Source organism: Sphingomonas sp. CFBP 8760, assembly GCF_014841615.1.
In the GTDB taxonomy this organism is placed as follows: Bacteria; Pseudomonadota; Alphaproteobacteria; order Sphingomonadales; family Sphingomonadaceae; genus Sphingomonas.
The window spans coordinates 38,225-60,903 of the sequence record NZ_JACYUG010000004.1 but is presented as its reverse complement, the minus strand read 5'-3'; the positions used below and the strand labels follow the sequence as shown (position 1 = coordinate 60,903).

Annotated in this window: 15 protein-coding genes; 11 read left to right on the top strand and 4 right to left on the bottom strand. The window is 68.5% G+C overall.

What is annotated here, in order from left to right:
* Positions 1-50: 50 nt before the first annotated feature.
* The 3 genes from IFT82_RS06675 to IFT82_RS06665 all read left to right on the top strand — a co-directional run bounded on the left by IFT82_RS06675 (position 51) and on the right by IFT82_RS06665 (position 3,255).
* Positions 51-257, top strand: coding sequence for a hypothetical protein (locus IFT82_RS06675; RefSeq protein WP_192125569.1), 207 nt, complete (start codon positions 51-53; stop codon positions 255-257).
* Between the two features lie 155 nt (positions 258-412).
* Positions 413-928 (top strand): MucR family transcriptional regulator, encoded by a 516-nt coding sequence (locus tag IFT82_RS06670; RefSeq protein ID WP_192125568.1) that lies wholly within the window; start codon positions 413-415, stop codon positions 926-928.
* 164 nt (positions 929-1,092) lie between these two features.
* Positions 1,093-3,255, top strand: coding sequence for a TonB-dependent siderophore receptor (locus IFT82_RS06665; protein ID WP_192125567.1), 2,163 nt, complete (start codon positions 1,093-1,095; stop codon positions 3,253-3,255).
* 47 nt (positions 3,256-3,302) lie between these two features.
* On the opposite strand, the gene IFT82_RS06660 is transcribed toward IFT82_RS06665, so the two are convergent.
* From IFT82_RS06660 to IFT82_RS06650, 3 genes are all read right to left on the bottom strand, one after another.
* Positions 3,303-6,296, bottom strand: coding sequence for a TonB-dependent receptor (locus IFT82_RS06660; protein ID WP_244646559.1), 2,994 nt, complete (start codon positions 6,294-6,296; stop codon positions 3,303-3,305).
* 255 nt (positions 6,297-6,551) lie between these two features.
* The gene (locus IFT82_RS06655; RefSeq protein WP_192125566.1) at positions 6,552-8,156 is read right to left on the bottom strand and encodes a carboxylesterase/lipase family protein; all 1,605 of its coding nucleotides are present in this window, start codon (positions 8,154-8,156) and stop codon (positions 6,552-6,554) included.
* A 78-nt stretch (positions 8,157-8,234) separates the two neighbouring features.
* On the bottom strand, positions 8,235-9,254 hold the full coding sequence (locus IFT82_RS06650; RefSeq protein ID WP_192125565.1) for a LacI family DNA-binding transcriptional regulator: 1,020 nt from the start codon (positions 9,252-9,254) through the stop codon (positions 8,235-8,237).
* A gap of 145 nt (positions 9,255-9,399) precedes the next feature.
* Here IFT82_RS06650 and IFT82_RS06645 point away from each other — a divergent pair, with 145 nt between their 5' ends.
* From IFT82_RS06645 to IFT82_RS06620, 6 genes are all read left to right on the top strand, one after another.
* On the top strand, positions 9,400-10,194 hold the full coding sequence (locus IFT82_RS06645; protein WP_446740949.1) for a 2-keto-4-pentenoate hydratase: 795 nt from the start codon (positions 9,400-9,402) through the stop codon (positions 10,192-10,194).
* 44 nt (positions 10,195-10,238) lie between these two features.
* Positions 10,239-11,534: an MFS transporter gene (locus tag IFT82_RS06640; RefSeq protein ID WP_244646558.1), complete on the top strand. Its 1,296-nt coding sequence runs from the start codon at positions 10,239-10,241 to the stop codon at positions 11,532-11,534.
* On the top strand, positions 11,524-15,282 hold the full coding sequence (locus tag IFT82_RS06635) for a LamG-like jellyroll fold domain-containing protein (RefSeq protein ID WP_192125563.1): 3,759 nt from the start codon (positions 11,524-11,526) through the stop codon (positions 15,280-15,282). Before IFT82_RS06640 ends, IFT82_RS06635 begins: the two co-directional genes overlap by 11 nt.
* Positions 15,279-16,430, top strand: a complete 1,152-nt coding sequence (locus IFT82_RS06630) for a DUF885 family protein (protein ID WP_192125562.1) — start codon at positions 15,279-15,281, stop codon at positions 16,428-16,430. The genes IFT82_RS06635 and IFT82_RS06630 overlap by 4 nt, the downstream gene beginning before the upstream one ends.
* 94 nt (positions 16,431-16,524) lie before the next feature.
* Positions 16,525-17,529 carry an SDR family oxidoreductase gene (locus tag IFT82_RS06625; RefSeq protein ID WP_192125561.1) on the top strand — a complete coding sequence of 335 codons (1,005 nt, stop codon included), beginning with the start codon at positions 16,525-16,527 and terminating at the stop codon, positions 17,527-17,529.
* Positions 17,526-18,545, top strand: coding sequence for a patatin-like phospholipase family protein (locus IFT82_RS06620; RefSeq protein ID WP_192125560.1), 1,020 nt, complete (start codon positions 17,526-17,528; stop codon positions 18,543-18,545). Before IFT82_RS06625 ends, IFT82_RS06620 begins: the two co-directional genes overlap by 4 nt.
* Positions 18,546-18,561: 16 nt before the next feature.
* Here the strand turns inward: IFT82_RS06620 and IFT82_RS06615 are convergent, their stop codons facing one another.
* The gene (locus IFT82_RS06615) at positions 18,562-19,317 is read right to left on the bottom strand and encodes a competence/damage-inducible protein A (RefSeq protein ID WP_192125761.1); all 756 of its coding nucleotides are present in this window, start codon (positions 19,315-19,317) and stop codon (positions 18,562-18,564) included.
* A 66-nt stretch (positions 19,318-19,383) separates the two neighbouring features.
* Here IFT82_RS06615 and map point away from each other — a divergent pair, with 66 nt between their 5' ends.
* A complete protein-coding gene (gene map / locus IFT82_RS06610) occupies positions 19,384-20,211 on the top strand; it encodes a type I methionyl aminopeptidase (RefSeq protein WP_192125559.1) in 828 nt (275 codons plus the stop codon).
* 210 nt (positions 20,212-20,421) lie between these two features.
* The gene (purL, locus tag IFT82_RS06605) at positions 20,422-22,653 is read left to right on the top strand and encodes a phosphoribosylformylglycinamidine synthase subunit PurL (RefSeq protein WP_192125558.1); all 2,232 of its coding nucleotides are present in this window, start codon (positions 20,422-20,424) and stop codon (positions 22,651-22,653) included.
* The last annotated feature ends 26 nt before the right edge of the window (positions 22,654-22,679 follow it).

Here is a 22,679-nt window from a genome sequence, read left to right as displayed (position 1 = left end):
AACCACCGCGCCGCTGCGCCGTTGATGCGGACAACAATGGGGACAGGACGATGGGCTGGACGAAGATCGACGAGGCGAGCGTGCCGATCAACCGTCCGGTGCTGGTCCGCACCGTCGAGGGCGACGAACCCGTCGTCGCGTTCCTGAGCGCGGAACGGATCTGGTATGCCGGCGGCGCGATGGTCCAGAATTCGTCGACGCTGCTCGGTGCCACGCCGACCGAATGGTGCGAGCCGCAGGGCGACGATCGCCTGTAGCATTCGCGATCATTCGTTTTTTGTGCTGATAGGGACGATATCGCGGCACGATGTTCGTCGCCAATCATTGACAGTGGCGGAGATATTACCACTTACGCGGCAACCGAAACATATTCGGTGCGCCATACCTTCTTTTTCTGACTATCGGACTATCCATGACCACCGAGATCAACAGCGTAGAACTTGCCACCGACCTCACGATCGCCTGGCTGAGCAATCCCAACACCCGCACGTCGGCCGACGACGTGCCCGCATTCCTGCAGTCGATGTATGCCGCCGTCGAAAAGCTTGGCGGATCGCCGGCCGCCGAAGCCCCCGAGCAGGATACGCAGGAATATGTTCCCGCGGTAACCGTCCGGAAGTCGCTGGCCGGCCGGGATCACATCATCAGCCTGATCGACGGCAAGCCCTATCGGACGCTGCGTCGCCATCTGACCAGCAACGGCCTGACGCCGGAAGAATATCGGGCGCGCTACAATCTGAAGCCCGATTATCCGATGGTCGCCGAATCCTATAGCGAGGCGCGCCGCGCGATGGCCAAGTCGATCGGTCTCGGCCGCAAGGCCGGCCACAAGGTCGAACAGGCCGCGGAAGGCGTCGCCACCAAGGCGAAGCGCGGCGGCAAGGCCGCGCTCGATGCCGCCAAGGAAGCGCTCGGCACCAACGATTGATACCGTGTGTTCGGGGCGGCGGCATCGTCGCCCCGGATGCCGTTCCGCGACCGATCGGCACCCGCATCGCGGCAAGGCCATGATCCGGCGCCGATCTTTTTCGATAATGACTTGCAATAACGACAACCTGACCGGTAGGAGCGCCTCCGTTCAGGGAGTTCAGAATGATGACCGCGATCATGGCGTTGCTGGCGAGTGCCGCCGCCGTTTCCACCACGCCGGCCCCGGCCCCCATGCCGCCCCGTGCCGCCGAACCGCAACGATCGGCCGACCCGCAGACCGCCGACGAGATCGTCGTCACCGGTGCGCAGACCGCGGGCAGCGACGATTACACGATCAACGGCCAGACCACGGCGACCCGTTTGCCGCTTAGCCTGCGCGATACGCCGCAATCGGTCAGCATCGTCACCCGGGCGCAGATCGAGGACTTCCAGCTCAACGACATCAACGCGCTGCTGACGACGGTGCCGGGGATCAACGTCCAGTTCTCCGACACCGACCGCGTCTATTATTCCGCCCGCGGTTTCGACATCCAGACGTTCCAGATCGACGGCATCGGCGTCCCCTTCGCGTTCGGCATCCAGACCGGGTCAATCGACACCGCGATCTACGATCATATCGAGGTGGTGCGCGGCGCCCCCGGCCTGTTGTCGTCGACCGGCAATCCCGCGGCGGTCATCAACTTCATCCGCAAACGTCCGACCCGCACCCTGACCGCACGGGCCAGCGCGCAATATGGCTCCTACGACAATCTCCGGCTGGAAGGTGACGTCAGCATCCCCCTGACCGCCGATGGCAGCATCCGGGCGCGGGCGGTGGGCGTGTATTTCGATACCGACAGCTATCTCGACCGCAACCATCTGCGCCGCTGGACCGGCTATGGCATCGTCGAGGCCGATCTGGGTCCCGATACCGTCGTCAGCGGCGGTTACGGCCATCAGGATCACAAGAGCAACGGCGCGCTGTGGGGCGCGGTGCCGCTGCTCTACACCGACGGCACCCGCACCGAGCTGGACCGATCGAGCAGCACCGCGCCCGACTGGTCGAGCTGGGGGGTGATCGACCGGCAGATCTTCGGCGACCTGACGCACAAATTCGGCAATGGCTGGGTCGCCCGGGTTAGCGCGATCCGCCGCGCGACCGACGAGGACAACGAATTGTTCTACGTCTCCGGCAATCCCGACCGGACGACCGGCGTGGGCCTGCTGACCTATCCCGGCGCGTTTCGCGCACCCACGCGCAACCTGACGCTGGAGGCTTATCTGACCGGACAGGTGTCGCTGTTCGGGCGCGACCACGACGTGATGCTCGGCATCAACCGCAGCGCGCAGCAATATCGCCAATATTCCAGCTATGGCGCCACCAACCAGCCGGTCATGCTGGATGCGATCCTGGCCGGCAATGCCGTCCGCCCCGACTTTCCGGCCAGCTACGACCTCAGCCTCGACCGGCATACCCGGCGCGAAACCGGCTATGGCCTCGTCCGCTTCAATCTGGCCGATCCATGGAAGCTGATGGTCGGCGGCAACGTCACCCATGCGACCAGCCGGGGTACGTCCTATGGGACGGCGGTGAACTTCGACAATACGCGCTTCCTGCCGTTCGTCGGCTCGACGCTCGACCTGTCACCGACGATCAGCGCCTATGCCAGCTTCGCCACCATCTTCAATCCGCAGGTCGAGATCGATGCCGCCAACCGCGTGCTGGATCCGATCAAGGGCAACAATCTGGAAATTGGGCTGAAGGGCGAATGGTTCGGCGGCCGGCTGAACGCGACCGCGGCGCTGCTCCAGACGCGGCAGGACAATACCGCGCAGTTCGACGCGTTCCTGCCGTTCACGCAAGCCGATGGCACCACCATATCCCGCAACACCTATATCGGGGTCGATGCCCGCGCGCAGGGGATCGAACTCGATGTCGGCGGGCGGATCGCCGATGGTTTGCAGGTGACGGGCGGCTACACGCTGATGCGCGTCGACGGCAATGACGGCGATCCCGTCCGCACCTTCGTGCCGCGCAACACCGGCCGCCTCAACGTCAGCTATGCGCCACCCGCGCTCGACCGGCTGAAACTGGGGGCCTCGCTGCAATATCAGAGCCGCATCTATTACGATGCGACCACCGCGACCGGCGTCCGCGCCCGGATCACGCAGGGCGATTACACGCTGCTCGACCTGCTCGCCAGCTATCGCCTGACCGATCGGGTGGCGGTGAGCGCCAATGTCCGCAACGTGACCGGTACTCGCTATCTGACCGGGCTGACCTATGACCAGAGCTTCTACGGCGCGCCGCGCACCGTGCTGGGGACGGTCAGCGTGCGGTACTGACGAGGTGCGGCCCGGCCCATCGGCCGGGCCGCACGGTCACGATGCCCTTACAGCTTCACCCGCGCCCCGGCGAAGAAGGTGCGGCCGAAGTGGTTGTACTCGTAGTTCCGGTTGGTATCGAGATCGGTGTAGCGATCGCGATACTCGTCGGTCAGGTTGGTTCCTTCCAGCGACACTTCGAGGTTCTCGGTCACGCGGTAACGGATCGAGGCATCGACGTTGATCGTCGAGTTGTACCCTTCGAAGATGTTGCCGGTGGCGCTGTTCTGATCGACATACGGCCCGCGATAGCTGATCGACCCACGCGCGGAAAACTTGCGATCCTCATAATAGAGCGTGCCGTTATACTGCCGCTTCGACAGGCCGAACAGCGTACCCGTCCGCGTCGTCGTGACGTTCGGCCCGAATCCGCAGGCGGCGGCCGGATTGGCCGCGGGTACGCACGGGTTCACCGTCGGCCCCTGCACCGTGTACGTCGCACTGGAATCGATCAGCGTCGCGTTGGCGATCGCGCCGAAGTTCTTCAGGAAACCCGGCAGGAACCGGAACGTCGTCTGCAACGCGATCTCGACGCCCTTCAGCGAGGCACCCTGCCCGTTCACCGGTGAGGTGATCGTGTACAGTACGTCGGCATTCTGCGGCAGCGCCGCAGGGCTCGACGGCGGGATCACCGATCGCGGCAGACCGGTCGAATCGAAGGTGCCGGTGGTCGCCTGCGATACCGGGAAACTCTCGACGTTCTTCTTGAACACCGCGACCGAGAAGATCGACTGCGGCGCGAAATACCATTCGGCGGCCAGATCGAACGCGGTGGCGCGGAACGGATCGAGCTGCGGATTGCCGAAGGTGACCCGGTAGTTGAACCCGTCGACCGAACCGCCCGGCGTCAGGTTGCCGAGGGTCGGGCGGGTTAGCACCTTGGCGATCGCGCCGCGCAGGATGATCTTGTCGGTCGGGAACAGCGCGACGTTGAGCGCGGGCAGCCAGTCCGCATAATTGCGCGCGATCGTCACCGCCACGCCGTTGTTCAGCCCGGTCGACACCTGATGCGTGTGGACGTAGCGCATCCCGCCATTGGCGGCATAATCCAGCCCGAACACCGTGCCCTTCACGTCGATCTCGCCGTAACCGCCGCTCACCTCCTCGCTCACGCTGCGGACCTGCCCGGCATCGACGACCAGCGGTCGGCCATAAAGACCGGTATAGGCCGCGGAAGCGGCGATGTTGGGGACGTAGAACTCGTTGGTGTTGCCGGCTGGCTGACCGGCGCCGCCGATGTTGAACGTCTCGCCCAGCCCGGTCGCCGGAAAGCCGTAGATCGCGGTCGGGCCGAACAGCGACGGTGCCGAACAGGTGATGGCCCCCAGCACCACGTCGCGCCCCGCCGCCGGACATACCACCGCATCGCGGGTGAACGCTTCCGACGCGAACGAGAATTTGCGGTACAGCCCGCCCAGCTTCAGCTTGTACCCCTCCGCCAGGTCGTATTCGGTGCGCAGTTGCACTGTGCGGAACTTGTTGACCGTGCTCGACGGACGATCGCGGATTTCGGCCAGCTGGAAGTTGGCCGGATCGGTCACGCTGGTGCCGAACGTCAGCAGCGGACTGCGCGAGTCGCGATAGTCATAGCTGTACCCCTGCGCATCGCGGTCGTCGAAGACGAACGTCGTCTCGACCGGGATCGTCGCGTCGGACTGCGAGATGCCGCCCAGCAGCGTGAAGCGCAGCTTGTCGGTCACGTCCTGATCCCAGCTGCCGCCGACCTGATAGAATTCGGTCTTCGACCGGCGCAGATAATGTTCGGTCCGCACCCAGGCATCGTTCAGCGTCGCGGCGATCAGGTTGTTGTTGCTGTCGTAGACCGGATTGACGACGTCGATCGACCGTTCGTTGGAGCGCAGCAGCACCTCGCCATATTTCTCCTCGCGCGTCTCCTTGAAGCGGGAATAGAGCGCATCGACCGAGAATTTGCTCGATTCGCTCGGCTGCCATTGCACGCTGCCGGTCAGGCCCAGCCGCTCGCGGTCGTGCAGGATATAGCCGTAGCGCGGGATGCGCGGGTGGAAGGCGAGCGCGGCCTGGTCGCACGCCGCGTTCGGGCGGTAAAAGCCGCCCGCGTTGCTGGCGCGGACCGTGCCGGTGGCGGTGGTGGTGAAACAGGGCGTGCCGTTCACCGAATCGAACCGCGCCTGCGCCCAGCGCACCGTGTTGTTGCCCAGTTCGAGGTTCGCGGTCTTCTGATAGGCCGCCGACACCGCCGCCCCGAACGTGCCGTCGGGCGATTTCCACGACAGCAGTCCGGCCAGCCGGGGCCGGACCTTGTCCGACAGGTCGTTATAGGTCGCCACCGCCGAGCCGACGAGCGTGAAGCCGCGCTTGCCGCCCAGCGGATTGCCAGTGTTGAGATCGACCACCGCACCCAGCGACCCCTCGTCGAGCGACGCTTCGGCGGTCTTGTGGACGACGATCGAATTGAAGAGTTCGGACGCGAAGACGTTGAAATCGAACGCCCGGTCGCGGTTGGCGCTGGCGCCGTCGGTCGAGGTCGCGACCGTCTCCAGCCCGTTGACGCGCACGCGGGTGAACTGCGCGCCAAGCCCGCGCACGGTGATCGCCCGTCCCTCGCCCGCGTCGCGCTGGATCGAGATGCCGGGGATGCGCTGCAACGATTCCGCCAGATTCTGGTCGGGGAACTTGGCGATATCCTCGGCGACGATCGCATCAACCGCCGATACCGACTCGCGCTTCACGCTGAGCGCCGCGTCGAGCGATTTGCGGAAACCGGTGACGATGATGTCGGCGCCCTCCGCCGCATCGACGGCCGCGTCCTGCGCGACGGTGGCGGCCGGATCGGGGGCGGTGGTGTCGGTATTCGGCACGATCGCCGACTGGACCGGCGCAGGATCGACCTGCGCGGGCGTGCCCGGCGTGTCGGTGGCGGGAATCCGCGCGGCCTGTCCCCATGCCGTCGCCGGCATCATCATCGCCAGCGTCAGTGCCGCCACGGAGGCGCTGCCCAGCTTCGTCCCGTCGATCCGCATCCCTCAACTCCCTTGTCGGACCCCGTCGCTTGCGGGTGCCTCGTCTTCGGTGGCGGCATCGCCGGATCGGCAGATGCCGGTCCGGGCCGATGCCCGCGTGAAAGGTGGGAAGAGCCCTCGGCACAGCTGTGCGCGTGCCGCCACCCCCTCCTGCCGTCGCCGTTGTCCGGCGATCTCCCGACCCTTGCTTGTCCCAAGGTAACCGGTGTCACCATTGATGAAACCGTCGCAACGTCCTGTCAAGCCGTGGGTTCGTCAGCTACCCGGCTGGATGTAGGGCACGCGGGCGAACAGCTCGCGCTGCCAGCGGCGGGGATCGTCCTCGACCCGGGAACGGGCATCGAAGATCATCGTCGCGCGCCGCGCCGGATCGTAGCGCGGCCAGGCCGTCACGCCCGGATCGCCGGTTCGCGCGAAGGCGACGAACGCCTGCTGCATCGCCGCACTCGCCGCGCGGGCCTCCGCCCCGGTGCCGGTCAACGCGCCCTTCGCGGCCAGTGTGCCGAACACCAGCGCGATGTCGATCGAATGAAACGCCCCGCGCGCCGGCTCCGTCCGTGCGGTGAAATCGACCTGATAGACCCAGGCCGGTGCCCCGCTGCGTGCCCGCGCCTCCGCCTCGATCACCTGTCCGCGCCAGCTTCGCCCGCAGGTGGTGGCATCGTAGAACACCTCCACCGGCGACCATGCCGGGAAGCGCAGCCGGTACTCGCGCACCACCCATTCGGGCAGGATATCGATCCGCAATTCCGGTGCGAGCCGCTCGGCGAGATTGTCCCAGTTCAGCCCCGTCATCCTCGACGATCCCGGCGCGATGAAGCCCCGCGTCTCGCCCGCGGTGTTACCCAGCATCAACGGTATGCCCAGCGACTGCGGCGCGGCATCGGGCCAGAACGGGTGGCGCGGCAGCACGCGCATGTCGAGCACCGGCCCGAAATACACGCCGCCGCCCAGCACCGGATCGACCGCCGCCAGCCCCCCGACCAGCCGTGCGGTCGACATCGTCGCCAGTGGCGACAGGTCGCGCGGATCGACTCCCAGCGCGCCGAGATAGGCCCGCGTCCGCGCGGTGGCGTTGAGCGGGCCGGACGCGGTCACCTGCTGCCCGCTCATCGTTGCGGCGCGGTGGAACAGACCGGCGGCGGCGGGCGTCGCCATCAGCGTGGCGATCTTCGCGCCACCACCCGACTGGCCGAACACCATGACGCGGGCCGGGTCGCCACCGAATCCGGCAATGTTGTCGCGCACCCATTGCAGCGCCAGCATCAGGTCGAGCTGGCCGGCATTGCCGCTGTCGGCGAAGCGCGGATCGAGCCGGGCGAGATAGAGATAGCCGAACGCATTGAGCCGGTGGTTGATGGTGACGACCACGACATCGCCCGCCGCCGCCAGCGCCTGCCCGTCCTGCCGTTCGAGGTTTGCGCTGCCCGATGAATAGGCGCCGCCATGGATATAGACCATCACCGGCCGCGCGGCGCGCGCATCGGGATCGGGCGTCCAGACGTTGAGCGTCAGGCAATCCTCGGCAAAGGCCAGCCCCTCGCCGCCCGCATCGCCCACCTGCGGACAGGACGGACCGAATGCCACCGCACCCACTGCATCGCGCGCGACCGGTTCGGGACGCGGCGCCATGAAGCGCGCGGCGCGACCGTAGCGGATGCCGCGGAACGTGGCGACGCCGCCCGTCCGCTCGCCGATGAAGACCCCCGCCCCGCAGGTCGCGCGCGCCGCACCATCCTGACCGCGCACCGGCCCCGCGATCGCCAGCGCAAGTCCGCCGGCGAGCAGGGTACGGCGGCTCGTCACGGGCGACGGGTCGGCGGGCCGTCCGGCCCATGGCCATGAATGATGCACCGTCATGTCATCCTCCTCCCCGTTCGCGCCTTTGGCTGCGATGGAGATTTGGTAACCGGTGTCAGCACATCAGGTCAATCGGCGTCAGCCATGGGGCGCCATCACCGAGGCGCGACGGATCAGGGTCGACAGGAACAGCGACGGCTCCTCCACCTCCGGATGGCTGTCGGCGATCAGCTTCAGCGTGGCGGAGCGGGCCATCGATGCGATCGGCCAGCGCACCGTCGTCAGCGGGGGCCAGACATGCGCGGCGATCGGGGTGTCGTCGAACCCGACGATCGACAGGTCGCGCGGCACGTCCAGCCCGCGCATCCGCGCGGCATGGATGACACCCGCCGCCATTTCGTCGTTGCTGGAAAAGATCGCGGTCGGGCGCGGCATCAGGTCGAGCAACCGTTCCGCCGCGGTCACCCCCGACTCGAACGTGTAGTTGCCATCGGCGATGAAACTGCGCGGCAGCGTGATGCCGGCACCGGCCAGTGCGTCTTCGAACCCCGAACGGCGTTCGCGGGCGGACCGGAAGCCGTGCGGCCCGCCGATCAGCCCGATCCGGCGATGCCCCTGCGCGATCAGGTGGTCGACCGCACCGCGCACCGCCTCCCGGTCGTTGGACGCGACCATGTGTTCGGCCTCGTCCAGCATCGCCGATCCCATGCGGACGTATCGGCACCCGATCTCCCGACAGGCGCGCGCGACCAGATCGTTCTCGCTGATCGGCGGCATCAGCAGCACGCCATACGGGCGCTGCCGTTCGAGGAAATGACGCAGGTCGGCCAGCATCGTCGCCGATCCGCGATCGACCGGGCGCACCACCATCTCGAACTCGGTATCGTGCAGCGCCTCCAGCATCCCCTGCTGCACGTTCATTACCGTCTGCGCATTGGGATTGTCGTGGACCAGGCCGATCAGGAAGTTGCGGCGCAGCGCCAGTGCGCGCGCCTGCGGATTGGGGATGTAGCCCAGTTCGTCGATCACCGCCTGCACCCGGGCGCGGGTATCGTCACCCAGCAGCGGCGACCGGTTGATGACGCGGCTGACCGTCTTCTTCGATACCGCGGCGACGCGGGCGACATCGTTGATCGTGGGTTGGCCGGTCTTGCGCATCGTCCACCGGCATAGCCGCGCGCTGCCGCCGCCGCCACCGTTCCAGGCAGCATGGCGCGCGAAATCCGTGCATCACCAGCGCTTGCCTATGACACCGGTTTCCCATAATCCTGGGGCAACGATAACGGAGGGATGCGTGACGGCAATCGACGACGGAACGGGTTCCGACGGGGCGGGCGCCATCGCCCGCGCCTTCGTGACGGCACGGTACGACGGATCGGCATTGCCCGATTTCCCCGGCGCGATCCCGGCCACCCTGGCCGATGCCTACCGGGTGCAGGACGCCGCGATCCGCCTGGCCGATGGCCGCATCGCCGGATGGAAGGTCGGCAAGATCGCCCCGCCGGTCGACGGCATCGACCGGCTGGCCGGCCCGATCTTCGCCGATTCGATCGTGACGGCGGGCGACACGCCCCCGGCGATGCCGGTGTTCGGCGACGGCTTCGCCGCGGCGGAGGCGGAGTTCCTGCTGCGGATCGGCACCACGCCCGATCCCGCCAAGACGGATTACACGATCGAAGAGGCGACCGCGCTGATCGACGCGGTGCATGTCGGGATCGAGGTCGCGAGTTCGCCCTTCCCCGGCATCAACAGCCATGGGCCGACCGCGACGGTATCGGATTTCGGCAACAACAACGGCCTCGTCATCGGGCCGGCGGCGGACGGGTGGCGGACGGCGGACGTCGACGCCTGGCCGGTGACGCTGACGATCAACGGCGAGGAGATCGGCCGCGCGACGACCGCGACGATGCTCGACGGCCCGTTCGGCGCGGCGCGTTTCCTGCTCGAACATCTCGCCCGGCGTGGTATCGCGATGGAGGCGGGGCAGTGGATATCGAGTGGCGCGGTCACCGGCGTCCACCCGGTATCACCCGGCGATACGGTGGTCGCCGGGTTCGACGGCCGCTGGACCGTCGCCTGCACCATGCAGGCCCGCTGACCACCCACTAACGGCCCATCAAAGAGGCCGATCAGGAAGAGGATATGATGGGCACCATCGCCACGGATCAGGGACCTGACGGCGCGGTCGCCCGCGTCGGCCGCTATCGCTGGGTCATCTGCGCGCTGCTGTTCGCGGCGACCGCGATCAATTACGTCGACCGGCAGATGATCGGCGTGCTGAAGCCGACGCTGAAGGCCGAGTTCGGCTGGTCGGAAAGCGACTTCGCCACCATCATCTTCTGGTTCCAGCTCGCCTATGCGATCGGCTATGTCGGGTTCGGGCGGATCGTCGACGTGCTGGGCGCGCGCGCCGGATATGTGATCGCGATCCTGATCTGGACGGTCAGCCACATGGCGCATGGCCTTGCCACCAGCATCACCACCTTCGCGATGGCGCGGTTCGGGCTGGGCGTCGGCGAATCCGGCAATTTCCCCGCCGGGATCAAGGCGGTGACCGAGTGGTTCCCGCAACGCGAGCGGGCCTATGCGATCGGGTTGTTCAATGCCGGCGCCAATATCGGCGCGATCGTCACGCCGCTGCTCGTCCCCTTCCTCGTCCTGACCTTCGACTGGCGGGTCGCCTTCTACGTGACCGGCGTGTTCGGCGTGGTGTGGCTGATCGCGTGGCTGGCGCTGTACCGCCATCCCGACCGGCACCCGCATGTCTCGGCGGCGGAGCTCGCCTATATCCGGCAGGATCCGGCCGATCCGGTCGAGCCGCTGCCATGGGCACGCGTCGCCACCTATCGTGAGACCTGGGCATTCGCGCTCGGCAAGTTCTGCATCGATCCGATCTGGTGGTTCTTCCTGTTCTGGCTGCCGGGTTACCTGTTCGAGCGGTACGACATGGACCTGAAGACGTTCGGGCTGCCGCTGGCGGCGATCTACCTGATCTCCGATTTCGGCAGCATCGCCGGCGGCTGGCTGTCGTCGAAGCTGATCGCGCAGGGAAAGACGCCCAATTTCGCGCGCAAGATCACGATGCTGATCTGCGCCTTCTGCGTGCTGCCGGTCTTCTTCGCGCAGAACATCGCCAGCGTCTGGGGCGCGGTGGCGGTGATCGGGCTGGCGACCGCGGCGCATCAGGCCTTTTCCGCCAACCTCTATGCGCTGCCTTCCGACATGTTCCCGCGCGGCGCGGTCGGTTCGGTGATCGGGATCGGCGGCATGATCGGCGCGGTCGGCGGCATGGGGATGGCGCTGTTCACCGGCTACATCCTCGATGCCACCGGCAATAACTATTCGGTGTTGTTCGGGATCGCCGGCAGCGCCTATTTCGTGGCGCTGCTGCTCGTCCACCTGCTGTCGCCACGGCTGGCGCGGATCGATGCGCGCTAGGCTGGCGATCGCCGCATCACTGGCGGCGCTGGCTATTCCGGCGCACGCCCATGACGCGGCACCGGACGGGCTGCTGTTCCGCGCCTCCGCCGACCGCGACCTGACCGCCGAGGTCGCCGGTGGCGATGCGGTACCCAATTTCCGCAGCGGCGTGACCGTGGCGCCGGACGGCGCGATCGGCGGCGCGGCGCGCTGGGCGGACGATGGCTATGTCGCGTGGCGCGCGCCGGGCAACATCCAGGCGCAGCGCGGGACGCTGGCGTTCTTCTGGCGACCCCGCACGGCCGTCGGCATCGCGCCGTTCAACATCTTCCGCGTCGGCTTCGCGGACCACAGCAGCTGGGACATGGCGTTCCTGCGGATCGACTGGAACGGCCACGGCTTCGACGGCTTCGTCACCGACGCCAATCTGTCGCGGGTGCGGGTGTCGTGGCGGATGCCCGCGACACCCGCGCCGGACGCATGGCACCACATCGCTTTCGGCTGGGACGAAACCACGGGGGTGCGCCTGTTCGTGGATGGGCAGGAGGTGGCGCGCAAGGACCAGCGCGCTGACCTCGACGCCGGGCTCGACCAGTTCGGCATGGCCGGGCGCGTGCTGTCGCCGCATCAGGTGCAGAGCCGCTATAATTTCATGCGCGGTTCCGACCTCGACGAGATCCGCGTCTACGACCGATTGCTGGACGGGGCCGCGGTCGCGGCCCTTGCCGCGAAGCAGGAGTCGGCACCCACCCCTGTCGTCGCTGCCCCCGTCATTGCCGCCGCGCGCCGCGCCGCCTGGCTGCACCGCTATGGCTGGGACACCGGCGCGCCGCCGCTGCTCGACACCGCCGTCACCCGCGTGCGCAAGGTCGAGTTCGCCGATGCGAAGGACCTGAAGGCGTGGATGTGGAAGGGCGTCGACGGCATCGCCGAGACGACCTGGCCCGGCGTGTACAACCGTTCCGCCCTGCCTGGCCGCCACGATTATTTCGAGCTGCCCGACTGGAACACCTATGTCGAGGGCGGTCGCGCCTACGACCTGACACTGCCCGCGACCGAACGGTTCAACCAGATCGAGATTCGCGGCGCCGCCTACGGGACGCTCGACTGGAACGGCGAACGGCTGGGCGAACGGCCGCAGGGCGTGGTGCGGAGCGTGATGCGCCTGCCCACGCATACCGGCGGCGCGCTGCGCTTCGTCAACCGCATGGCCGAACAGCCGATCCAGGAACTCTGGGCCTACGACATCACACCCGGCGCAGAGCCGGCCGGCACGATGAAGCTCGACTATACGATCCGTGCCGATGCCGCGCCGACGCTGGCCGCGCTCGCCCCGCTCAACGCCTTCATCGCCGGCCGGTTCGCGCCCGACGAGCGGACGACGGTGCTCGCCATGCCGACCTCGGGGGTGAAGGCGGCGGTCGGCGCCGGCGCGGCCGGGGGCAGCGGCAACGTCGTCCGCATGGCGGGCGCGCAGCCGATCGTCCACATCCTCGTCCCCGCCAGCTTCGGCGATGCCGCCGCCGACCAGCCGGTCGCGCGCGCCTGGGACTATGGCTGGCAGAACATCCATGACGGGCTGGACGGGATCGCGATCGACCTGCCGGCGATGACACTGGCCGCCGATGCGCGCGGGCTGGTGCCGCTCAACATCCGGGTGAAGGACCCGGTCTGGCCCGGCCGCGACCTGATCGACCTGTCCGTCTCGGTCCGTCCGAACGAGGCGCGCACGCTGTGGCTCGACCTGCGCGACCGCATCCTGCCGCATGACAGCCTGTACCTGACCATCGCCAGCGCCGCGCCCGATTTCGGGGCACGCAGCCTCGACGGCGCCCGCCTCCGCCTGATCTTCAAGCCGCGCGCCGAGGCGACCCGTGAGCATGTTGCCGACCGCTTCAATCAGGTAAAGGACAATTGGGGCTTCCTGGTCGAGGAGCATACCGCCTCGAAGCGCGCCGGCCTCTATGCGCGGTTGTTCGCCGACGCGACCGATCTGTTGCGCGTCGATCCCGACCATGTCGAGGGCCGCGCCTATTGGGCCGACATCAACTACCGGCCCGAAAACCTGCCGACGGTCGCGCTGGCGCCGGTGCCCGCCGGCGTGCCGGGCTGGGCGCATCGCCAGTTGCAGGATCTGGTCGAGGTGCGTCGTTTCGTCGAATGGTGGATCGACCATCGGCAGGTGCCGTACGGCGATTTCGGCGGCGGCCTGTCCGACGACAGCGATCTCGTCCAGCAATGGCCCGGCGCGGCGCTGATGGGGCTGATCCCCGACAGGATCACCGCCTCGCTGAATGCGGTGTCCGACGCGGTCTACCGGAACGGGATGATCACCGACGGGCTCGGCACGATCACCACCGACGAACTCCACGCCTATGAGGAAGGGCTCAACAGCAACGCCGCGCGCCTGTACCTCAACTGGGGCGAGCCGCGCGCGGTGGAGCGGCTGATGGCCAATACCCGCGCGCTTGGCCGGGTGATCCTGCCCAATCCCGCCGGTCATCTCCACTTCGCGTCGTCATGGTATGGCGCCCGGACGATCTACCGCGACGATGCCTGGGCGTGGCAGAAGCCCTATGCCTTCACCGTGCTGCACGGCCCGACGCTGCTGGGCCTCTACAATGGCAACCCGGCGGCGCGCGGGCTGGTGACCGGCACCGTCGACGGCTGGCTGGCGCATGGCAAACAAGGGCCGGACGGCCTCTGGTCCTTTCCCAACGAGATCAACTGGGGGTCGGACAAGGAACGGGCGGGCGATGGCGGCGGCGCAACCCTGCCGTTGCAGGCCGCATGGGCGGCGTGGCACTGGACCGGCGATACGCGCTATCTCCGCCCGCTGGAGGGCCGGGTGGCCAAGGTCGGGCCGGGCGCGCTGACCGAGATCAACGACGACGTGTTCGGCCTGCTCCCCGCCGGCCCCGGCTGGCGTGCTGCGCTGGCCGCCGGCAAGGGGGACGACCCCTTCGCCCGTTATGCCCGCTGGCACGCGACCGGCGACACCGCCCCACTCGCCGCGCTTCACGACAGCGCCGCGCGCGACAAGGCCGCGCGCCGCTATATGCAGACCGAGGGACATTGGTGGTCCGACCGGGTCGAGGCGCCGAGCGAATGGTTGCAGCGCGAGCGGCTGGGCGGCATCGCGCTGCGCCGCAACCAGAGCTGGCCCGCCAATGCGGTAAGCTGGCGCTTCGCCGAACCCGGCGCGGCGGAGCGGGTGGCGCTGCTGGTCCGCGCCACCCCGAACCGGATACGCATCACCGGCTTCAACACCGCCGCGACCGCGCAGCGGGCCGAACTGTCGACGTGGAACATCGCGGCGGGCGAATGGCGGATCACCACCGCCGGCGGTGCGACGGCGGTATCGCTGGAACGCGGTGCCACCACCACCGTCACCTTCGCGCCGGGCGAAAGCGCGATCGACCTCGAACTGGTCCGCGCCAGCGATCCGGTCGACCGGCGCCCCGATCTGGGGATCGGGGTGGACGACGTGGCGGTGAAGGGCCGGCGTGTGACGCTGACGATCCACAGCCTCGGCGCGCAGGCGACGACGGGGGGCACCGCCGCGCTGATGGCGGACGGACGCGTCCTCGCCACCGCCGCCATCGCGCCGCTGGCGGCCCCGGTCGACCTGCTGCCGCGCACCACCCGCGTCACGCTGACGCTGCCCGCCGGGATCGACCCGCGCATCGTGGCGGCAACGGTGGCGCTGCCCGGCGACGCGCCGGAGGTCACGCGGCGCAATAACCGCGTCGCGCTGGTCCGGTGATCGACCGGCGTGCCCTGCTCGCCGGTTTCGCGGCGACTGCCCTGCCCGCCTTCACCGACAGCGACGACGGGTCCGTCCGCCTTGCCCTCGACGCCGCCGCGAGGGCCGCCCCGGCGGAGGGCCTCGCGATGCTGGCCGGGTTTGATCCGCGCGCGCTGTCCCCCGCCCGCCGGCTCGACCTGCTGACCGCGCGGGCCGGGCTGGCGATCGATGCCGGGCTGGCGACCCGGCCGGGTGACTATGCGCTGCGCCTCCGCCGCACGCTGGGCGATGCGGACCCGCTCGCCGCCCGCCACCGGCTCGACCATGCGCTGGCCGATCTGCACGCCCGCGCCGCGCCGCTGTTCGACCGGATCGGCATCGCCGGTGACACGATCGGCGCACGATATGTCAGGTTGTTCGCCGAAACCGACGGCCATTACCCGGAAGACGACGCCGGCCGGCAACAGGCGGTCGCCGACATGAACCGCGATCTCGCCGCCCGCCGCGCCGCCGTGGCGCGCACGATCGCCGACGTGCCGCCCTACTGCCTCGACGTGGCCGTCCGCACCCTGACCCCGGCGGAGATCGCGGCGGGCCGGCAGGGCTATCGCGCCGCCCCCGCCCCCGGCCGACCCGGCGCCTATATCGTCGACCTCGCCGATATCCGCCGCCGCCCCGCCTGGTCATTGCCGAGCGTGGTCGCGCACGAACTGCTGCCCGGCCACATGATCCAGCTCGGCATCGAGGAAACCGGCCCGCCGCATCCGCTGCGTGCCACCTATGCCGCCGCGTTCGTCGAGGGCTGGGCGACCTATGCCGAAACGCTCGCCGCGCCCGGTTTCCGCGACCCGCGCACGATGCTCGGCCATCTCCACTGGCTGATCTTCCGCGCCGCGCGCGGCCGGATCGATCTGGGCATCCATAGCGAGGGCTGGTCCCCGGCGGAGGCGCGCACGCGACTGGCGGCATGGCAGGGCGTGCCCGTCTATTTCGCCGCGTTCGACACCGATCTCGCGCGCATCGTCAAGGAACCGGGCACGCGCGCCGCCGAGGCGCTGGCCTGGCTCGCGCTGGCCGACCGCGCGCCTCGCGCTGCCGCCGCCCGTCGCCACTGGCATGCCGCCGTGCTGGCGAATGGCCGCAAGCGGCTGGACGCGCTGCTATAAGGTCTTAATTACTGACGTTATTTCCGGATCGATCCCGGCCATGCGCCGTTCCCAACGGGGTCGCCACCACCCGGCGGCATGGTGGGACACGGGCATGCCGATCGCATTGAAACCTCTGGGCCAACAGGTGATCGTCGTCACCGGCGCCACCAGCGGCAACGGCCTCGCGATCGTGGAACGCGCGGTGAAGGCGGGCGCAGCGGTCGTCGCGGTGGCGCGGAACGAGGCGGCGCTGGCGGCGCTGCGCACCCGGCTGGCGGCGGCGGGCGCGCGGATCGCGGTCTGTGTCGCGGATGTCGCCGATCCGGTGGCGGTGGAACGCATCGCCGGGGTGGCGACCGGCGCATTCGGCGGGTTCGACAGCTGGATCAACAATGCCGGCACGGGCACCTACGGCACGCTGGAACAGGTGCCGGTGGCGGATCATCGCCGCGTGTTCGACGTCAATTATTTCGGGGTGCTGCACGGCTCGCTGGTCGCCGCACGGCATCTGCGCCGGCGCGGCGGCGGCGCGATCGTCAATATCGGCTCGATCCTGGGGGATCGCGCGATCCTGCAACAGGGGCCGTACAGTGCGACCAAGCACGCGGTGCAGGCGCTGACCGATACGCTGCGCATGGAGGTGGAGGGCGACGGCATCTCCGTCACCCTTATCAAGCCGGGGCCGATCGACACGCCCTTTCCCGAACATGCGCGCAATTACATGGGCCAGCCGCCGCGCCTGCCGCAGCCACTCTACACCCCGGCGGTGGTGGCCGACGCGGCGCTGTTCGCCTGCGCGCATCCGCGCCGCACGCTGTATGCCGGCGGCGGCGGCCTGTTGTCTTCGATACTTGCGCAGGCCGCGCCGCGTGTCGCCGACCTCATCATGAAGGCTGCCGGCACCCGCGCGCAGCAGCAGCCGGGCGACGCCGGCGACCCCGCCCGCCACGACAATCTCCACCGCCCCCGCGCCGATGGCCTGCGCGGCAGTCGACCCGTCCATGCCCGCCGATCGAGCATCGCGTTGCAGGTGCAGAAGCGACCGGGGACGGTGCTGATCGCCAGCCTGATCGGCATCGCGGTGATGGCGGCACGGCGCGGCGGGGCGCGGCGATGACGGAAACCCGTGACTTCGATCTGGTGCTGGTGCTGGGGGGCGGCAACGCGCTCGGCGCGTTCGAAGCGGGGGTCTATCATGCGCTGCACGATGCCGACCTGCTGCCCGACTGGATCGTCGGCACCTCGATCGGCGCGATCAACGGCGCGATCATCGCCGGCACCGCCCCGTCGCGCCGGATCGATGGCTTGCGCGCCTTGTGGCGGCCGGACGGCACGCCGGCGGACTGGCCCGTCTTCGGCCTGCACCATGAGTCGGCCTGGCCGGAGACGGCCCGCCGCACCGCCGCGGTGACGTGGACGCTGGCGGCGGGGCGGCCCGGCATGTTCGGGCCGCTGCTGTCGTCGCTCGCCCCCTGGACCGATCATCACCCCTCGCTGTTCGAGACGGACCAGCTGGCCGCGATGCTGGCGCGGCTGGTCGATGCGGACGAACTGAACGCCGGCCATTGCCGTTTCACCGCGACCGCGCTCGATCTGGAATCGGGGCTCGACATGGTGTTCGACAGCCGCGACACCCGGATCGAGGCGCAGCATATCCGTGCCAGCGCGGCGTTGCCGGTCGCCTATCCGGCGGTCGAGATCGAGGGGCGATGGCTGGTCGATGGCGGGCTGTCCGCCAACCTGCCGCTCGATCCGGTGCTGGCGGCGCCATCGGCGCGGCCGATGCTGTGCGTGGCGGTCGACCTGCTGCCGCTGGCGCAACCGTTGCCGCGCACGCTGGGCGACACCGCGACGCGGATGCAGGACCTGATCTTCGCCGCCCAGTCGCGCCGCACCATCGCACGCTGGCAAGCGGTCCACGCCGGGCGCGACGACATCGCCGTCACGCTGGCCCCGGTCATCTATACCGACCAGCGGGTTGAGGTGGCGGGCAAGGCGATGGATTTCTCCGGCCCTTCGATCGCGCGCCGCTGGGCCGCAGGCCGCGCCGCCGCAGAACGCCTGATCGCGGACCTCGCCGCCGGATCGCTGCCGATCGGCCGGCCGGGCCTGCACGTGGTCGGCACCGGCTGATCCCGGCGCCCGCCGCTCAGATACCCTCGGCGATCACCGTCCGCCCCGTCGCGGTGAGCGCGGCGGCCAGATCGGCGACGCAGGTGTCGGCCAGCGCCGCATCGGGGCTGCGCACCACGAAATTGGCACCGGTCCGCCCCTCGCGGAAGAACGGGTAGCTGCCGATCGACACGCCCGCATGCGTTTTCTCCGTGTCGCGCAGCAGGTCGGCGACCTCGCTTTCGGCGACCCAGCAGCCGATCGTCCGCGACACCACCGGGCGTCCGCCCTCCAGCGTCCCGGTCAGCATGTCAAGCATTCCGGCGGTGATGTGTGGCACCCCGGCCATGATGAAGATGTTGGCGACATGGATGCCCGGCGCACCCGACACACGGTTCTCGATCAGCCCTGCGCCTGCCGGCACCCGCGCCATCCGTGCCCGCGCCTCGGTCAGCCCGCCGCGCGTCGCGTAATAGGCCTCCAGCGTCGCCATCGCGTCCGGGTGGTGCTCCACCCCCACGCCCAGCGCCACGGCGATCGCATCGACGGTAATGTCGTCATGTGTCGGGCCGATGCCGCCGGTGGTGAACAGATAATCGTTGCGTGCGCGCAAGGTGTTCACCGCCTCCACGATCGCGTCCTCGCGGTCGGCGACGACGCGGACCTCGGCCAGCCGGATGCCCTGCACGTTCAGCCACGTCGCCAGTTGCGCGACGTTGCGGTCCTGCGTCCGCCCGGACAATATCTCGTCGCCGATCACCACCAGCGCGGCGGTCCAGATGCGTTCGCCCATATCGTCGCTGTCCATGCATCCGGCCTTAGCCTCGCCAAAGCGCGGCCGCCACGCTATATTACGGGCATGACCGACTATGTCACCGTAACCTCCGACTCCCCCGGCGGCCGCACCGGCGCGATCAAGCTGCACGGCCCCGCCGCCTTTGCCGGGATGCACAAGGCGGGGCGCCTCGCTGCCGAAGCGCTGGACATGATCGCCCCGCACATGGTGCCCGGCGTCGCCACCGGCGAGATCGACCGGATGATCTATGATTTTGTGATGGCGAACGGCGGCGTGCCCGCCACGCTGGGCTATCGCGGCTATACCCATAGCAGCTGCATCTCGATCAACCACGTCGTCTGCCACGGCATCCCGTCGGACAAAACGCTGAAATCCGGCGATATCGTCAATGTCGACGTGACGCCGATCGTCGATGGCTGGCACGGCGATTCCAGCCGGATGTACCTGATCGGCGATGTGCCGCTGAAGGCGCGCCGGCTGGTCGAGGTGACGTATGAATGCCTGATGATCGGGATCGAACAGGCAAGGCCCGGCAACCGCATGGGCGACGTGGCCAATGCGATCCAGCGCCATGCCGAGGCGCATCGTTACGGCGTGGTCCGCGATTTCTGCGGCCATGGCGTCGGTCGCCTGTTCCACGACGCGCCGGAAGTGGTCCATGTCGGCCGCCCCGGCACCGGCCCCGAACTGCGGCCCGGCATGATCTTCACGATCGAACCGATGATCAACATCGGCCGTCCCGACGTGAAGCTGCTCGACGATGGCTGGACGGCGGTGACGCGCGATCGCTCGCTGTCCGCGCAGTTCGAACATTCCATCGGCATCACCGAGGATGGCTGCGAGATCTTCACCGCCAGCCCGGCCGGCTTCACCCAACCGCCTTACGGCTGACAAACCCCTTACAACTGACAAACCAAAGGCGGCGTCCGGTTCGAACGCCGCCCCTGGCCCCGTAGTGACACGGAATGACAACTGCCAAGATCGGCAGCCGTTGCCTGTCTAATCGCAAAACGTCGAAAAATTATGACCATCCTGCCACAATGCGCGCCTCGATGACGCTGCCGGGGTGACGGACGGACGGCGCGCCGCTATCTGCACGCCATGACCCAGACCATCGCCGCGATCACCCCCGACGTCGTTGCCGAGCACGGCCTGTCCCCCGAGGAATATGATCGCGTGCTGCACGCGCTGGGGCGGGAGCCGAACCTCGTCGAACTCGGCATCTTCTCCGTGATGTGGTCGGAACATTGCAGCTATAAATCCAGCCGCATCCATCTGAAGAAGCTGCCGACCACCGGCCCGCAGGTGATCTGCGGCCCCGGCGAGAACGCCGGCGTGGTCGATATCGGGGACAATCAGGCGGCGATCTTCAAGATGGAATCGCACAACCACCCCTCCTACATCGAACCCTATCAGGGCGCGGCGACCGGGGTCGGCGGCATCCTGCGCGACGTGTTCACGATGGGCGCGCGGCCGATCGCCAACATGAACGCGCTCCGGTTCGGCCGGCCCGATCATCCGAAGATGCGCCACCTGATCTCGGGCGTCGTGTCGGGCATCGGCGGCTACGGCAACTGCGTCGGCGTGCCCACCGTGGGTGGCGAGGTCAATTTCCACAAGGCGTATGACGGCAACATCCTGGTCAACGCGATGACGGTCGGCATCGCCGATCAGGACAAGATCTTCTATTCCGCCGCCAGCGGCATCGGCAATCCGATCGTCTATGTCGGGTCGAAGACCGGGCGCGACGGCATCCACGGCGCGACGATGGCGTCGGCCGATTTCGGCGAGGATGCCGATGCCAAGCGCCCCACCGTGCAGGTCGGCGACCCCTTCACCGAGAAACTGCTGATCGAGGCGTGCCTCGAACTGATGGCGACCGACGTGATCGTCGCGATCCAGGACATGGGCGCCGCCGGCCTCACGTCCTCCAGCGTCGAGATGGCCTCGAAGGGCGGCGTCGGCATCGAACTGGTGATGGACGACGTGCCCCAGCGCGAGGAGGGCATGACCGCCTACGAGATGATGCTCTCCGAATCGCAGGAGCGCATGTTGATGGTGCTGAAGCCCGGCCGCGAGGCGGAGGCGGAGGCGATCTTCCGCAAATGGGAACTCGACTTCGCGGTGATCGGCCATGTCACCGATACCGGCCGCATGGTGCTGCGCCATCACGGCGAGGTGGTGTGCGACATTCCGCTCGGCCCGCTGGCCGACGACGCGCCGCTCTACGACCGGCCGCACGTGCCGACCCCGCCGGCCAAGGCATTGGTCGACGTGCCCGAAAGCCGCGATATCGGTGCCGATCTGCTGACCCTGATGGGCTCGCCCGACATCGCCAGCCGCCGCTGGATCTGGGAACAGTACGACCACATGGTCGGCGCCGACACCGTGCAGCGCCCCGGCGGCGACGCCGCGGTGGTCCGCGTCCACGGCACCGACAAGGCGCTGGCGATCACCACCGACTGCACGCCGCGTTATTGCTTCGCCGACCCGGTCGAGGGTGGCAAGCAGGCGGTGGCGGAGGCATGGCGCAACCTGACCGCGGTCGGCGCGACGCCACTGGCGATCACCAACTGCCTGAATTTCGCCAACCCGCAGCGGCCCGAGATCATGGGCCAGATCGTGGGCTGCCTGGAGGGCATGTCGGACGCATGCCGCGCGCTCGACTTCCCGATCGTGTCGGGCAACGTCTCGCTCTACAATGAGTCCAAGGCGACCGGCGGCGGCTCCGCGATCCTGCCGACCCCGGCGATCGGTGCGATCGGCCTGCTGGCGGACTGGCAGAAGAACGCGACGATCGCCTTCAAGGGCATCGGCGACATCATCCTCGTCATCGGCACCCGCCGCGGCGATCTGGGCCAGAGCCTGTGGCTGCGCGAATGCCATGGCCGCGAGGAAGGGCCGCCACCGCGCGTTGATCTCGACGCCGAACGCCGCGCCGGCGACCTGATCCGCACCGCGATCGCGGCGGGCCAGCTCACCGCCGTCCACGACGTATCCGATGGCGGCATCGCGGTGACGATCGCGGAAATGGCGCTGGCCGGCAATATCGGCGCGATGATCGACCGCAAGCAACCCTATGACTGCGCGCACAGCTTCTTTGCGGAGGATCAGGGCGTCTACATCGTCACGGTCGACGATGCCGCGCTGCTCGATTTCCTCGGCGCCGCCCATGCCGCCGGCGTGGAGGCGGAACCGATGGGTCGCACCGGCGGCAAGCGCCTGATCTTCGAACGACCGAACCGCGACGACGTCGTCACGCTGGATGCGCTGCGGACCGCGCACGAGGGGTTCTTCCCCGCGCTGATGGGGGCGGACGCCGCCTTGGCCTGAAATCCCGTGCGGGGAGCGGGGTGATC

What these genes read in the sequence shown, in the direction of transcription:
- IFT82_RS06650 (WP_192125565.1), bottom strand. Translation starts at nt 9,254, where the DNA reads ATGCGCAAGACCGGCCAACCCACGATCAACGATGTCGCCCGCGTCGCC.
- IFT82_RS06665 (WP_192125567.1), top strand. Translation starts at nt 1,093, where the DNA reads ATGATGACCGCGATCATGGCGTTGCTGGCGAGTGCCGCCGCCGTTTCC.
- IFT82_RS06615 (WP_192125761.1), bottom strand. Translation starts at nt 19,317, where the DNA reads ATGGGCGAACGCATCTGGACCGCCGCGCTGGTGGTGATCGGCGACGAG.
- IFT82_RS06670 (WP_192125568.1), top strand. Translation starts at nt 413, where the DNA reads ATGACCACCGAGATCAACAGCGTAGAACTTGCCACCGACCTCACGATC.
- IFT82_RS06660 (WP_244646559.1), bottom strand. Translation starts at nt 6,296, where the DNA reads ATGCGGATCGACGGGACGAAGCTGGGCAGCGCCTCCGTGGCGGCACTG.
- purL (WP_192125558.1), top strand. Translation starts at nt 20,422, where the DNA reads ATGACCCAGACCATCGCCGCGATCACCCCCGACGTCGTTGCCGAGCAC.
- IFT82_RS06635 (WP_192125563.1), top strand. Translation starts at nt 11,524, where the DNA reads ATGCGCGCTAGGCTGGCGATCGCCGCATCACTGGCGGCGCTGGCTATT.
- IFT82_RS06675 (WP_192125569.1), top strand. Translation starts at nt 51, where the DNA reads ATGGGCTGGACGAAGATCGACGAGGCGAGCGTGCCGATCAACCGTCCG.
- IFT82_RS06655 (WP_192125566.1), bottom strand. Translation starts at nt 8,156, where the DNA reads ATGACGGTGCATCATTCATGGCCATGGGCCGGACGGCCCGCCGACCCG.
- IFT82_RS06625 (WP_192125561.1), top strand. Translation starts at nt 16,525, where the DNA reads ATGCCGATCGCATTGAAACCTCTGGGCCAACAGGTGATCGTCGTCACC.
- map (WP_192125559.1), top strand. Translation starts at nt 19,384, where the DNA reads ATGACCGACTATGTCACCGTAACCTCCGACTCCCCCGGCGGCCGCACC.
- IFT82_RS06620 (WP_192125560.1), top strand. Translation starts at nt 17,526, where the DNA reads ATGACGGAAACCCGTGACTTCGATCTGGTGCTGGTGCTGGGGGGCGGC.
- IFT82_RS06640 (WP_244646558.1), top strand. Translation starts at nt 10,239, where the DNA reads ATGATGGGCACCATCGCCACGGATCAGGGACCTGACGGCGCGGTCGCC.